Raw genomic sequence first — 12,739 nt, 5'->3', positions numbered from 1 at the left:
CACCCGAGAGAAGACCGTTTGCCCATGTCTATTTCATCGCCCCGCCGTCCATTGTTGCGTCTGTTTTTAGCCGGTCTTTGTGCCTGCCTGCTGAGCCCGTTGGCCAGCGCCGATCCCGCCAAACGCCTGCGCATCGGCATCACCCTGCATCCGTATTACAGCTATGTGGCGAACATCGTCGGCGACAAAGCCGAAGTGGTGCCGCTGATTCCGGCCGGTTTCAACCCGCACGCCTACGAGCCGCGCGCCGAAGACATCAAGCGCATCAGCGGGCTGGACGTGATCGTGCTCAACGGTGTCGGCCATGATGATTTTGCCGACCGGATGATCGCCGCCAGCGAAACGCCGAACGTCAAAACCATCGAAGCCAACGAAAACGTGCCACTCTTGGCCGCCACCGGGGTCGCCGCGCGCGGGGCCGGCAAAGTGGTCAACCCGCACACTTTCTTGTCGATCAGCGCCTCGATCGCCCAGGTCAACAACATCGCCCGCGAACTGGGCAAACTCGACCCGGACAACGCCAAAACCTACACGCAGAACGCCCGCGCCTACGGCAAACGCCTGCGGCAGATGCGCGCCGATGCGTTGGCCAAGCTGACCGAGGCGCCGAACGCCGAGCTGCGCGTGGCCACTGTGCACGCAGCTTACGACTACCTGCTGCGTGAATTCGGTCTGGAAGTGACGGCAGTGGTTGAGCCGGCGCACGGCATCGAGCCGAGCCCGAGCCAGTTAAAGAAGACCATCGATCAACTGCGCGAACTGGACGTGAAAGTGATCTTCTCGGAGATGGATTTCCCGTCCAGTTACGTCGATACCATTCAGCGTGAATCCGGGGTGAAGCTGTACCCGCTGTCGCACATCTCCTACGGCGAATACACCGCCGACAAGTACGAAAAGGAAATGACCGGCAACCTCAACACCGTGGTGCGGGCGATTCAGGAGTCGGGGGCATGACTTCAAAAGAAACCCTCTCTCCCGAAAACACCGAATCCCCTGTAGGAGTGAGTCTGCTCGCGATGGGGCCAAGTCAGCCAGCATCATTGTTGGATGACACTCCGCTATCGCGAGCAGGCTCACTCCTACAGGTTTCGGGGCCGACTCTGGATTTTGCTGAGGTTTGTCTGACGCTGGGGCGGACGACGATTCTCGACAAGGTCAGTTTTCAGGTGTTGCCCGGCAACGTACACGCACTGGTCGGACCCAACGGTGGCGGCAAGAGTTCGTTGATCAAAACCCTGCTCGGGCAGATGCCGCATCAAGGCCAGCTCAGCCTGCAATGGCCCGACGAGCCCGGCACCATCGGTTATGTGCCGCAAGCGCTGGAATTCGATCGCGGTCTACCGATGACCGTCGACGATTTCATGGCCGCGATGTGCCAGCGTCGTCCGGCGTTCCTCGGTTTGAGCAAACACTACGCCGGCGCCATCGGTGATGCGCTGGAACGCGTCGGCATGCAGGACAAGCGCAAGCGGCGCATGGGCGCGCTGTCCGGCGGTGAGCGGCAGCGGGTTTTGCTCGCACAGGGTTTGATTCCGGCGCCGCAATTGCTGGTGCTCGATGAGCCGATGTCCGCACTCGACGAAGCCGGGATTCAGGTGTTCGAACGCCTGCTCGGCGATTGGCGCGCGGCCGGCATCACGGTGTTGTGGATCGAGCATGATCTGGAAGCCGTCGGCCGTCTGGCCGATCGCGTCACCGGCCTCAATCGTCGCGTGCTGTTCGACGCCACACCTCGCGAGGCGTTGACCCCGGAGCGTCTGCTGACACTGTTTTCGACCTATCCACGGAGCGCGAGCTGATGAGTTACGAAGCCTTTCGTTTGATGGTTCAAGGCTGGGCCTCGTCCGGTTATCTGCCGGAAGCGCTGGCCTACGGTTTTGTGGTCAATGCGCTGCTCGCCGGCCTGTTGATCGGCCCGGTACTCGGCGGCCTCGGCACGCTGGTGGTGGTCAAGCGCTTCGCGTTTTTCTCCGAAGCAGTCGGTCACGCCGCGCTGACCGGCGTGGCCATTGGCATTCTGCTTGGCGAACCCTACACCGGGCCGTACGGCAGTCTGTTCGGCTACTGCCTGTTGTTCGGCATCCTGCTCAATTACCTGCGCAACCGTACCGGTCTGGCGCCGGATACCTTGATCGGCGTGTTCCTCTCGGTGTCGCTGGCCTTGGGTGCGAGCCTGCTGCTGATTCTCGCCGGCAAGATCAACGTGCACATTCTGGAGAACGTGCTGTTCGGTTCGGTGTTGACCGTCAACGGCAATGACCTGGCGGTGCTGGCCATCGTCGGCTCGCTGGTCATGGCGCTGGCACTGCCGCTGTACAACCGCATCATGCTTGCCAGTTTCAACCCGCAACTGGCGGCGGTGCGCGGCGTCGCGGTGAAGACCCTGGATTATCTGTTCGTGATTCTGGTGACCTTGATCACTGTAGCGGCGGTAAAAGTCATCGGTGCGATTCTGGTCGGTGCGCTGCTGGTGATTCCGGCCGCTGCGGCGCGCTTGCTTAGCCAGTCGCTCAAGGGCTTTTTCTGGTGTTCAGTGTTGATCGCTACTGTGAGCACCTTGTGCGGGATTCTCGCGCCGATCGTTTTCGATCTGCCGATTCCGTCCGGCGCCGCGATCATTCTGGTTGCCGGCATCGCCTTCGCCCTCGCCGCCATCGCGCGCGGTGTCGTCCCGAGTCTGAAAGGGAATCTTGGATAAATGACTTTTTCAATGCGCAAACTGACCTTGGCCATGGCCCTGTGCGGCGTGGTCAGCACACCTGTGTTCGCCGCTGAAAGCACCAAGCCGCTGCACGTGCTGGCCTCGTTGCCGATCACTTACGGTTTGGGCGAAGTGTTGCTCAAAGGCACTGACGTCAAGCTCGAACGCGCGGCGCCGGCGAATCTGCCGGGCAGTCGCCAGACCGCTTATTTCACCGGACGCGGCGCGCCGGCGCTGAGCAAACTGGCGACCGACGCCGACGCGGTGATCGGCGTGCGCTCGCTGTGGGCCGATGATCCGCTGTACCCGATTTCTCGGCGCAGCAATATCCGTATCGTTGAAGTCGACGCCGCGCGCCCGGTGGACGGCGCCCTGCCCGGCATCGCTGTGCAGCCGGATCTGAAGGTGGACGGTTTGAACAGTCAGCCGTGGCTGGCGAGCAACAACATGGGGCGCATGGCCGACGTGATGGCGGCGGATCTGGTGCGTCTGGCACCGAGCGCCAAGCCTGCAATCGAGGCGAATCTGGCGGCGTTGAAACAGCGTTTGCTCAAACTCAGTGCCGACAGCGAGGCGAAGTTGGCCAGCGCGGATAATCTGAGTGTGATGAGTTTGAGTGATCACTTTGGCTATTTGATTGGCAGCCTCAATCTGGAGTTGGTCGGCCAGGATCCACGGCCGGATGCGGAATGGACGGCTGAGGATCTGCAGAAACTGACGGCGACACTCAAGGACAATGATGTGGCGGTGGTGCTGCATCATCGCCAGCCTTCGGAGGCGGTGAAAGCGGCGGTGGCGGCCTCGGGGAGTCGGTTGGTGGTGTTGAGTACCGATGCGGCGGATCCGGTGGCGGAGCTGGAGGGGAATGTGGATTTGGTGCTTAACGGATTGAAGGGCTGAAGATCAAAAGATCGCAGCCTTCGGCAGTTCCTACAGGATTTACGCTTACCAATGTAGGAGCTGCCGAAGGCTGCGATCTTTTAAGGACATAAAAAAACCCGCTAACCGTCACCGGTTAGCGGGTTTGTTTTTGCCTGATGACTTACTGCGCCGCGACCTGCGCTTCCATCTTCTGACGCAAGCTCAGCGGACGCATGTCGGTCCAGACTTCTTCGATGTAGGCCAGGCATTCCTTTTTCAGGCCGCTCTTGCCCACGGTGCGCCAGCCTTCCGGCACGGCCTTGTAGTCCGGCCAGATCGAGTACTGCTCTTCGTGGTTGACCACGACCTGAAAGAGGATGTCCTCGCGGTCGAATACTGACGTCATGCTGGTTCTCCATCGTTGTAAGGGTGGGCTGCACAACGGGTACAGCCGGGTATAAAGAAAGAACGTTCGGCGCGGCGAAAAATTTACACAGCGGCGGAGGCAGCGGCCAACGCGCGGCCGAAGATTTCGGCAACACGGTCGATCTCCGCCGCAGTAATCACCAGCGGCGGCAGGAAACGCACAACGGCGCCATGCCGACCGCCGAGCTCCAGAATCAACCCGCGCTTAAGGCATTCACGCTGCACCAGCGGTGCCAATCGCGCGAAGGCCGGCGGATGACCGAGCGCATCCGCCGCACCGTTCGGGTCAACCAGTTCAACCCCGAGCATCAGACCGCGACCGCGAATATCGCCGAGTTGCGGGAAGTCGCGCTGCAGAATGCGCAGATGCTCGCTCAAGCGTTCGCCCATGGCGGCGGCATGTTCGCAAACCTCGTGTTCGACCAGATAACGCATCACCGCCGACCCGGCGGCCATCGCCATTTGATTGCCACGGAACGTGCCGGCGTGCGCGCCCGGCTGCCAAGTGTCGAGCCAGTCGCGATAGACCACCACCGCCAGCGGCAGGCTGCCGCCGATGGCTTTGGACAGCACCACCACGTCTGGCACGATGCCAGCGTGTTCGAACGCAAACATCTTGCCGGTGCGGGCGAATCCGCTTTGAATCTCGTCGACGATCAATGCGACGCCGGCCTTCTCGGTGATCCGGCGCAAACCGCGCAGCCACTCGATGTCGGCCGGAATCACCCCGCCCTCGCCCTGCACTGCTTCGACGATCACTGCTGCGGGCAGTTGCACGCCGGCTTCGGGGTCGTTGAGCAGGTTGTCCAGATAGCTCAAATTGGCCTTCACACCCGCCGCGCCACCGAGGCCGAACGGGCAACGGTAGTCATACGGGAACGGCATGAACTGCACGCCGTTGCTGAGCAATGCGCCCAACGGTTTCTTCGGCCCCAGACTGCCCATCAGGCTCAACGCGCCTTGGCTCATGCCGTGATAACCGCCGGAAAACGACAGCACGGTGCTGCGTCCGGTGGCCGTGCGCACCAGTTTCAATGCGGCTTCCACGGCATCAGTACCGGTGGGGCCGCAGAACTGGATTTTCGCTTCTGCTGCCAAAGCCGCTGGCAGCAAAGCAAACAGATCCTGAACAAATTGATCCTTGACCGGCGTGGTCAGATCCAGCGTGTGCAACGGCAATTCATCGGCCAGCACTTGCTGGATCGCTTCGATCACCACCGGGTGGTTATGCCCCAACGCCAGCGTGCCGGCACCGGCCAGGCAATCGATGAACGTGCGCCCTTCAACGTCTTCGACGTACAAACCTTTGGCGCGCTTGAGCGCCAGCGGAATGCGCCGCGGATAGCTGCGAGCATTCGACTCCTGTTGCGCCTGACGCGCGAGTAGCGGCGACTCGTTGAACTGGTACAGCGTTTCCGCCGGCACCGAAGTGACCCGGGCCGACGACTCTTCAATAAGGCTGGTGGCGACTGACATCTCTCGACCCTCAATACGCTATGGATAGTGACCAAAACAGCACACCGGGCAGGTGCGCGTTCCGGTCGCGGGGCGCACTTGCAGGTTTTCCTGTTCTGGAAACGCTTCAGCGTGTCGAGGATTTAGACCCTTGATCGAGTTGTCAGCTGGAGTCTGCCAACGGCTTGCTCATGGGCTGCGTCTGCAGGCCTTTGTCGTTAAGGGCTGGCGCCGATTCGCGGTAGCCCAGATGGCGATAAAACGGCTCACCGGTGCGGGTGCTGTTGAGTTGAATGTGGATCGCCCCGCGAATGCGTAGCCAGCCTTCGAGATCGGTCATCAGCGCCCTGCCTGCACCGCGTCGAAAGCACTCCGGTTGCACGTAACAGAAGGTGATATCGCCATTCGCTGTGGCCATGCCGACGCCGATCGGTTTGTCGTCGAGCAGGGCGATGTTGAGGTAGAGCTGCGAGTTGGCGAACCAGGCGCTGATGTCTTCAGCTGACTGCCGGGAAATCCATTCGCTTACCCGTCGGGGGTCGTTGCGATGATCGAGTGCACAACCGATGCGGATAGAACGTTCGATGACGCGGCCGATGATGCCGGCGTCAGCCAGAGTGGCGGGACGAATGCAGATGGATGCTTCCATGGCGCAGTTTCCTCAATCCATTGAGATAAAGCTGGGGCTGACCTTAACCCTCACACCAACGGATAGCGACCGCCAAGAAGTTACATTTAATGAGTAACCCCTGTAGGAGCTGCCGAAGGCTGCGATCTGTTGATTTTGCTCTTCAAGATCAAGATCAAAAGATCGCAGCCTTCGGCAGCTCCTACAGGGGGAGTGGTATCAGAGAGGTTGCAGCGGCATGCTCAGTTCAACGCGCAAACCATCCGCGCGGCTGTCGAAATGCAGGGCGCAATCACAACGCTGGACGATCGCCTGAACAATCGCCAGACCGAGGCCGCAACCGGTGCTCTGACCATTGCGCCAGAAACGCTGGGTCAGATGCTGCAAATCATCCGGCGCAATGCCCGGCCCATGGTCGCGTACGACAAAGCGCACGCGGTTGCCGGTGGTCTCCATGCTCACCTCCACCGCGCAATCTTCCGGCGTATGGCGCAGCGCGTTATCGAGCAAATTGCGCAACGCGGCAATCGCCAGCACCGCCGGCATTTGCAACGGCGCCTCCGACAGTTGGGCAGGCAGTTGCAGTTTGATCCGCAGCCGTTCACCGCCAGTGGCATCTTGAATAGCCAGTCGGGCGACTTGCTCGGCACTGCATTGCGAGCCGTCGTCGAACGACAAACTGCCCTCAACCCGCGCCAGCAACAGCAATTGTTCAAGGGTTCGATGCAATCGGTCAGCGCCCTCCTCGGCCCGCGCCAGTGACTGATCGCGAGCGCTGCCCTCGGTCATGCGCGCGACTTGCAGGTGAGTCTTGATTGCCGTCAGCGGACTGCGCAGCTCATGGGCCGCATCACCGGTCAGACGGCGTTCGCGCTCGATGGTTTTACCAATGCGCTGGAACAACTGATTCTGCGTATCCAGCAGCGGTTTCAATTCGCTGGGAAATGACTGCAACTGCAACGGTTCCAGCGAGTCGGCATTACGCCGCATCAACGCTTCGCGCAGTCGATTGAGCGGTGCCAATCCTTGACCGATGCCCAGCCACAGCAGGCAAAGGCAACCCAGCAACGCCACGCCCACGGGCACTGAAGCGGCGAGCAGAATCGACATGTTCAGCGCTTCGCGCTCAATCTGCCGATCCGCCGTGGTGATGCGCACATCGCCGCGTGCGAGGGTAAAACTGCGCCACGGCGCGCCGTCGATCATCTGATCGTGGAAGCCCATTTTTTCGGCTTCCAGCGCTTGCTCAGGATTATTGTGGCTGCGGGCAAGAATTTCCCCGCGTAACGAACTGACCTGACACGCCATGCCGCCGGGAATGTTCAGTTGTTCCGCGCTGAAGTGAGTGCCCTCGCCTTTGCTTGGCAGTGTCGGCAATTGCTCCAGCAACCCGGCGACCATGCGCGCCGACGCCACCAGGCGTTGGTCGAGGGAAAACATCATCTGGTTGCGCAGGTCGCTGAGCATCCAGGCCGCGGCCAGCGCCCAGATCAGCGTGAACGCGGCGCCGAGGGTCAGGCTCAGGCGCAGTCGCAGACTCATCACTTGCCTTGATCTCCGCCATCCGCCGGGCCCAGGCGATAGCCCAGACCGCGCACGGTTTCGACGATGCCTTTGCCGAGTTTGCTGCGCAGGTGGTGGATGTGCACGTTGAGCGCGTTGCTTTCCAACTCGTCGTTGAAGCCGTAGACGCTGTCTTTCAGTTGCTCGGTGGAGAGCACCCGGCCGCGATTGTGCAGCAGGGCTTGCAACAATGATTGTTCGCGTCGCGACAGATCGACCGGCTGCCCGGCGAGCATGGTTTCGCGGCTGCTCGGGTCGTAGGTCAGTGCGCCGTGCTCGATCAGATTGACGCTGCGACCGGCGACGCGGCGCAACAGGGTTTGCAGACGCGCGAACAGTTCGCGCAGATCGAAGGGCTTGAGCAGGTAATCGTCGGCGCCGGCCTGCAAACCGTCGACGCGGTCTGTGACCGAATCGCGCGCGGTCAGAATCAGCACCGGAATCTCCAGGCCGCTTTGCCGCAATTGTTGCAGCAACTTGAGGCCATCTTCGTCGGGCAGGCCGAGATCGAGCACCATCACGTCAAATTCCGCGACCTTGAGCATCGCCCGCGCCTTCGACGCGGTGTTGACGTGCTCAACGGTCAGCCCCTGAGCCGTGAGACCGGCAACGATCCCGCTGGCGATCAGCTCGTCGTCTTCGCAAACCAGTACGTGCATGGGAGCTCCGTGAGCAAAAAAGGCGATTCGAACAGAGAAAGATTAAGTGGCAATTATGGCGTGCGCTATGCCTGGCGAGAAGCGCAGAGGCAAATAGGGCCTGGAGCCCCCGGTTTGATTGTACTTTTTCAGCCGGCAATTGCTTAAAACCGTCTGGTTGATTCCGCTACAGAAACAAAACGCATAACAGACTGCCGTGCTTTTAATCACAACTGGATTACTGTCGAAAACAGCAACTTCTCTGTTAATCACTTTAAATCCGGACACAATCATGCCCCAACTAAAAAACTTTGTAGCGGTCGACTGGCGCGCAGGCAAGGACAAAATCTATTTCTTTTTCAAAGATACCAATACTTACTCCCGCTTCGACATCGAGGACAACCGGGTTATTGATGGACATCCCACTACGCCCAATGCCATCAACTGGCATGACTTCCATCCCCACGCAAAGGATTTACGCTTCGGATTTACCACCACTGGTTTTAAAACCCCTGAATATCTGGGGTTTGACTCCGATATCCTGTGGTTTTTCTACCTCGACGGCGCGCAACCCATGGTCTGCAAATACGATCAGGACGCTGACAGAGTCAACAGTTTCATGCCCCTGTCGAAATCGCCATGGTCGATGCTGGCGCCCTACTTCGAGCGCATTATCGCTGGCACCTGGCGTGAAACTGCACTGCGACCTCGGGGTTTTGAGTTTCTGCTGAATGATGGCTCTTATCTCTCTCTGGATCTGACTTCGCCTAAACATCATTTAGTTCACAAAGACATCACTAACGACACCTGGCCAGGACTTGAACCGTATAAGCACAGGATGATTACTGCAGTACAAAACGACCGATCACTGGCTGACAGTTACTACTACATTTTCCTCACAGGTAATCAGTACCTGCGATACAACCTGATGACATTCAGGCTTCTCGCCGGTCCGATCGATGTCAACGACGGCAATTGGCCAGGGCTGTTACGCGACTGATCCGGGCAAATGCGGCGTCTGGCGGGTTACCGGGCGAGGTTAATCATCGGTTAATCTCTAGCCCCCATTGTTCGCCACACTTGCACAGGGACAAGGCTCCTCCATGCGTCATTTTTTTCTTTTGTTTGCACTGCTGATTTCGAGCCTGGCCCAGGCCGGGAATAATCCTTTCGAATCAAAACCGGAATTTTTGCCGGTCGACAAGGCGTTCGTGCTCACCTCCGAACGCCTGGAATCCGGTGAAACCCAGCTGTTCTGGCAAATCACTGACGGCTACTACCTGTATCAGAAACGCCTGAAATTCGATGGGCTGACCGCCGAACAACAACCAGCGCTGCCAACAGGTGAATCCCACAGCGATGAGTTTTTCGGTGAGCAACCGGTTTACCGCCAAGGCCTGGAGGTGAAAATCCCGGCCTCGGCCAGCGGCCAGATCAAAGTCAGCTATCAGGGCTGTGCCGATGCTGGCCTGTGCTACCCGCCGCAAACCCGCGTGATTGATCTGGGGGGCAAAGCCGCCGTCGCCGCCAGTACCGAAGCACCGGATCAAGCCTTGGCCAGCAGCCTGCAACAGCGCGCGCTGGGCTGGAGCTTGCTGGTGTTCTTCGGCCTTGGTCTGTTGCTGGCCTTCACCCCTTGCACGTTGCCGATGTTGCCAATTCTGGCGGGTATGGTCGTCGGCAGCGGCGCCACTCCGCGTCGAGGTTTCGCGCTGGCCGGCAGTTATGTGATTTGCATGGCGCTGGTGTATGCCGCGATGGGCGTGATTGCCGCGCTGCTCGGCGCCAACCTGCAAGCGTGGCTGCAGAACCCCTGGTTGCTCGGCACCTTTGCCGCGATCTTCGTGGTGCTGGCGTTGCCGATGTTCGGCTTCTTTGAACTGCAACTGCCGGTGGCGCTGCGTGATCGTCTTGAACACGCCTCACGCAGTCGCAGTGGTGGCAGCCTGATCGGTGCCGGCGTGCTTGGCGCGTTGTCCGGTTTGCTGGTCGGCCCGTGCATGACAGCGCCGCTGGCCGGAGCGCTGCTGTATATCGCGCAGAGTGGCAATGCACTGCACGGTGGCTTGATTCTGTTCTCGCTGGGCATCGGCATCGGTGTGCCGCTGTTGCTGCTGGTGACTGTCGGCAATCGCTTCCTGCCGAAACCGGGTGCGTGGATGAACCTGCTCAAAGGCGTGTTCGGTTTCCTCTTTCTTGCTACCGCGTTGCTGATGCTGCGTCCGGTGCTGGATCCGTCGTTGTGGCTGGGCCTGTGCGGTGCGCTGCTGTTGATCGCCGCTTACAGCGCCTGGAAACAATCCGAAGGCTTTGGCCGAGTTGCGCAGATGTTCGGCGCCGCTGCACTGCTGTTGGGTTTGTGGGGCAGTTTGCTGGTGATCGGCGCGGCGGGTGGCAGTGATGATCCGTACCAACCACTGCAGGTTTACAGTGCCGGTCGCACCGCAAGCGCCGCACCGAATGGTCATGAGGCGTTCACCACCATCAAGGATCCTGTCGCTTTGCAAAGCGAACTGGATGCTGCGAAAGCCAAGGGCCAGTGGGTGCTGCTCGATTACTACGCCGATTGGTGCGTGTCGTGCAAAGTCATGGAGAAACAGGTGTTCGGCAAAGACAAGGTGATGCAGGCGCTGAGTGATGTGCGTCTGCTCAGGCTCGATGTCACCGCCGACAACGCTGCCAGCCGCGAACTGCTTAGCCGTTACAAAGTGCCGGGGCCACCGAGTTTTGTCTGGATCGGCACTGACGGCGAAGAACGCCGCAGCCAGCGCATCACCGGCGAAGTCGATGCCGACACCTTCCTGCAACGCTGGGCCACCACCCGGGACGCCAATTAATGCTGACTTTCACCCTCGGCACTTTTGCCATCGCGCTTAACCACCTGCTGCTGATCAGTGCTTTGGCGCTGGCGACGTTTGTCGGCTGGCGGGTGGCCAAGCGCGGCGGTGATAACCCCGAGTCGGCGCTGTTCAGTCTGTTTCTGCTGGGCATGTTGGCCGCGCGCATCGCGTTTGTGCTGATGTACTGGTCGCACTACCGCAATGACCCGTGGCAAATCATCGACCTGCGCGATGGTGGTTTTCTGGCCTGGCCGGGGGTGATCGTTTTGCTGTTGGCAGCGCTGTATCGCGGCTGGCGTCGTCCGGGCTTGCGTCGACCGTTGGGTTTTGGCGTGGCCAGTGGCGTGGTGTTCTGGCTGTTGGCGACGCTGTCGCTGAACATTTACGAACAGGGCACGCGCCTGCCGGACATTGCCCTGCGCAATGCCGCCGGGGAGACGGTCAAACTCAGCGATTATCAGGGTGGCCCGCTGGTGATCAACCTCTGGGCGACCTGGTGCCCGCCGTGCCGACGGGAAATGCCGGTGCTGGAAAACGCTCAGCAGCAACGCCCGGATCTGACCTTCCTGTTCGTCAATCAGGCGGAAAGCATGCAAAGCGTCGCGACGTTTCTCGAAACCCAAGGCCTGAGTTTGAACAACGTGTTGTTCGATCGCGGCGGCCGACTCGGCCAAGCCGTGGGTTCCATGGCTTTGCCGACTACGCTGTTCTATAGCCCTGATGGCCGCCTGCTGGGCAGCCACTTGGGTGAATTGTCCAATGCCAGCCTGGCGCGCGCGCTGGAAAACTTCGACACCGCGCCTTCAAGTCCCAATCCGGCCGCAGCGACGGTCAACTCTGCAAGGAAACTGCCATGCCCCGCCTCCGCCACCTGCTGACGCTGACTCTGGGCACTGCCCTGTTGCACCTGCCGACCGTGCAGGCCGCTGAAGAACTGCCGGCCGCGATCAAACAGATCGAAGCCAAAGGCGCGAAAATCGTCGGCCAGTTCGATGCCCCCGACGGTTTGCGCGGCTATGCAGCGCAATACCAGAATCGCGGCATGGCGCTGTACCTGACCGCGGACGGCAAACACGTGATTCTCGGCAATATGTACGACGCCGACGGCAAGGACTTGAGCAGCGAACCGTTGCAGAAACTGGTCTATGCGCCAATGGCCAAGGAAGTCTGGGCCAAGTTCGAGGCGAGCAACTGGATTCAGGACGGCAACAAAGATGCACCGCGTACCGTGTATCTGTTCAGCGACCCGAACTGCCCGTACTGCAACATGTTCTGGGAACAGGCGCGGCCCTGGGTGAAATCCGGCAAGGTGCAATTGCGCCACATCATGGTCGGGATCATCCGCGAAGACAGCCCGGGTAAATCCGCTGCACTGCTGGCCGCAAAAGACCCGGCCAAAGCCCTGGAAGATCACGAAAAGGCTGGCAAGGGCAGCTCGCTCAAAGCCTTGAAAGATATTCCCGCAGCCGTGCAAACCAAACTGGCGGCGAACATGCAGTTGATGGAAGACCTGGATTTGCAGGCCACCCCGGCGATTTTCTACATGGATGCCAAGGGCGAGCTGCAACAACAGCAAGGTGCGCCTTCACCGGACAAATTGGCGCAGATTCTCGGGCCTAAGTAATGA

At 60.1% G+C, this 12,739-nt stretch carries 13 protein-coding genes; 8 read left to right on the top strand and 5 right to left on the bottom strand.

The window, feature by feature from the left end; all coding sequences use genetic code 11:
• Window positions 1-24: 24 nt before the first annotated feature.
• The 4 genes from ACIOMO_RS15085 to ACIOMO_RS15070 are packed head-to-tail and all read left to right on the top strand — an operon-like array spanning window position 25 to window position 3,601.
• Window positions 25-954, top strand: a complete 930-nt coding sequence (locus ACIOMO_RS15085; protein WP_401241666.1) for a metal ABC transporter substrate-binding protein — start codon at window positions 25-27, stop codon at window positions 952-954.
• A complete protein-coding gene (locus ACIOMO_RS15080; RefSeq protein WP_401241663.1) occupies window positions 951-1,799 on the top strand; it encodes a metal ABC transporter ATP-binding protein in 849 nt (282 codons plus the stop codon). The genes ACIOMO_RS15085 and ACIOMO_RS15080 overlap by 4 nt, the downstream gene beginning before the upstream one ends.
• Window positions 1,799-2,698 (top strand): metal ABC transporter permease, encoded by a 900-nt coding sequence (locus tag ACIOMO_RS15075; protein ID WP_007917717.1) that lies wholly within the window; start codon window positions 1,799-1,801, stop codon window positions 2,696-2,698. The genes ACIOMO_RS15080 and ACIOMO_RS15075 overlap by 1 nt, the downstream gene beginning before the upstream one ends.
• Window positions 2,699-3,601: a metal ABC transporter substrate-binding protein gene (locus ACIOMO_RS15070; RefSeq protein WP_401241660.1), complete on the top strand. Its 903-nt coding sequence runs from the start codon at window positions 2,699-2,701 to the stop codon at window positions 3,599-3,601.
• A 142-nt stretch (window positions 3,602-3,743) separates the two neighbouring features.
• Here ACIOMO_RS15070 and ACIOMO_RS15065 read toward each other — a convergent pair whose 3' ends face one another.
• The 5 genes from ACIOMO_RS15065 to ACIOMO_RS15045 form a co-directional block, all read right to left on the bottom strand.
• Entirely contained in the window at window positions 3,744-3,968 is a 225-nt protein-coding gene (locus ACIOMO_RS15065) for an MbtH family protein (protein WP_053122206.1), read from the bottom strand.
• Window positions 3,969-4,051: 83 nt separating this feature from the next.
• The gene (locus ACIOMO_RS15060; RefSeq protein ID WP_401241657.1) at window positions 4,052-5,464 is read right to left on the bottom strand and encodes an aspartate aminotransferase family protein; all 1,413 of its coding nucleotides are present in this window, start codon (window positions 5,462-5,464) and stop codon (window positions 4,052-4,054) included.
• A gap of 142 nt (window positions 5,465-5,606) precedes the next feature.
• On the bottom strand, window positions 5,607-6,092 hold the full coding sequence (locus tag ACIOMO_RS15055) for a GNAT family N-acetyltransferase (RefSeq protein WP_401241654.1): 486 nt from the start codon (window positions 6,090-6,092) through the stop codon (window positions 5,607-5,609).
• Window positions 6,093-6,290: 198 nt separating this feature from the next.
• The gene (locus ACIOMO_RS15050; RefSeq protein ID WP_401241651.1) at window positions 6,291-7,613 is read right to left on the bottom strand and encodes an ATP-binding protein; all 1,323 of its coding nucleotides are present in this window, start codon (window positions 7,611-7,613) and stop codon (window positions 6,291-6,293) included.
• A complete protein-coding gene (locus ACIOMO_RS15045; RefSeq protein WP_053122214.1) occupies window positions 7,613-8,293 on the bottom strand; it encodes a response regulator in 681 nt (226 codons plus the stop codon). Before ACIOMO_RS15045 ends, ACIOMO_RS15050 begins: the two co-directional genes overlap by 1 nt.
• Before the next feature lie 271 nt (window positions 8,294-8,564).
• Here ACIOMO_RS15045 and ACIOMO_RS15040 point away from each other — a divergent pair, with 271 nt between their 5' ends.
• The 4 genes from ACIOMO_RS15040 (at window position 8,565) to dsbG (ending at window position 12,736) form a co-directional block, all read left to right on the top strand.
• On the top strand, window positions 8,565-9,272 hold the full coding sequence (locus tag ACIOMO_RS15040) for a hypothetical protein (RefSeq protein WP_053122216.1): 708 nt from the start codon (window positions 8,565-8,567) through the stop codon (window positions 9,270-9,272).
• Window positions 9,273-9,375: 103 nt separating this feature from the next.
• Window positions 9,376-11,109, top strand: coding sequence for a protein-disulfide reductase DsbD (gene dsbD / locus ACIOMO_RS15035; protein ID WP_400648352.1), 1,734 nt, complete (start codon window positions 9,376-9,378; stop codon window positions 11,107-11,109).
• Window positions 11,109-11,990, top strand: a complete 882-nt coding sequence (locus ACIOMO_RS15030; RefSeq protein ID WP_053122220.1) for a TlpA disulfide reductase family protein — start codon at window positions 11,109-11,111, stop codon at window positions 11,988-11,990. Before dsbD ends, ACIOMO_RS15030 begins: the two co-directional genes overlap by 1 nt.
• On the top strand, window positions 11,966-12,736 hold the full coding sequence (gene dsbG / locus ACIOMO_RS15025) for a thiol:disulfide interchange protein DsbG (protein WP_401241646.1): 771 nt from the start codon (window positions 11,966-11,968) through the stop codon (window positions 12,734-12,736). The genes ACIOMO_RS15030 and dsbG overlap by 25 nt, the downstream gene beginning before the upstream one ends.
• Window positions 12,737-12,739: the final 3 nt, after the last annotated feature.

Origin of the sequence: Pseudomonas sp. NPDC087804, from assembly GCF_044742965.1 — a bacterium.
Taxonomy (GTDB): Bacteria; Pseudomonadota; Gammaproteobacteria; order Pseudomonadales; family Pseudomonadaceae; genus Aquipseudomonas; species Aquipseudomonas rustica.
Note: the sequence above shows the minus strand (reverse complement) of the source record. Positions and strands in the feature narration are given on the sequence as shown.

Coding starts and splice junctions, on each gene's coding strand:
- ACIOMO_RS15085 (WP_401241666.1), top strand. CDS start 25: ATGTCTATTTCATCGCCCCGCCGTCCATTGTTGCGTCTGTTTTTAGCC.
- ACIOMO_RS15080 (WP_401241663.1), top strand. CDS start 951: ATGACTTCAAAAGAAACCCTCTCTCCCGAAAACACCGAATCCCCTGTA.
- ACIOMO_RS15075 (WP_007917717.1), top strand. CDS start 1,799: ATGAGTTACGAAGCCTTTCGTTTGATGGTTCAAGGCTGGGCCTCGTCC.
- ACIOMO_RS15070 (WP_401241660.1), top strand. CDS start 2,699: ATGACTTTTTCAATGCGCAAACTGACCTTGGCCATGGCCCTGTGCGGC.
- ACIOMO_RS15065 (WP_053122206.1), bottom strand. CDS start 3,968: ATGACGTCAGTATTCGACCGCGAGGACATCCTCTTTCAGGTCGTGGTC.
- ACIOMO_RS15060 (WP_401241657.1), bottom strand. CDS start 5,464: ATGTCAGTCGCCACCAGCCTTATTGAAGAGTCGTCGGCCCGGGTCACT.
- ACIOMO_RS15055 (WP_401241654.1), bottom strand. CDS start 6,092: ATGGAAGCATCCATCTGCATTCGTCCCGCCACTCTGGCTGACGCCGGC.
- ACIOMO_RS15050 (WP_401241651.1), bottom strand. CDS start 7,613: ATGAGTCTGCGACTGCGCCTGAGCCTGACCCTCGGCGCCGCGTTCACG.
- ACIOMO_RS15045 (WP_053122214.1), bottom strand. CDS start 8,293: ATGCACGTACTGGTTTGCGAAGACGACGAGCTGATCGCCAGCGGGATC.
- ACIOMO_RS15040 (WP_053122216.1), top strand. CDS start 8,565: ATGCCCCAACTAAAAAACTTTGTAGCGGTCGACTGGCGCGCAGGCAAG.
- dsbD (WP_400648352.1), top strand. CDS start 9,376: ATGCGTCATTTTTTTCTTTTGTTTGCACTGCTGATTTCGAGCCTGGCC.
- ACIOMO_RS15030 (WP_053122220.1), top strand. CDS start 11,109: ATGCTGACTTTCACCCTCGGCACTTTTGCCATCGCGCTTAACCACCTG.
- dsbG (WP_401241646.1), top strand. CDS start 11,966: ATGCCCCGCCTCCGCCACCTGCTGACGCTGACTCTGGGCACTGCCCTG.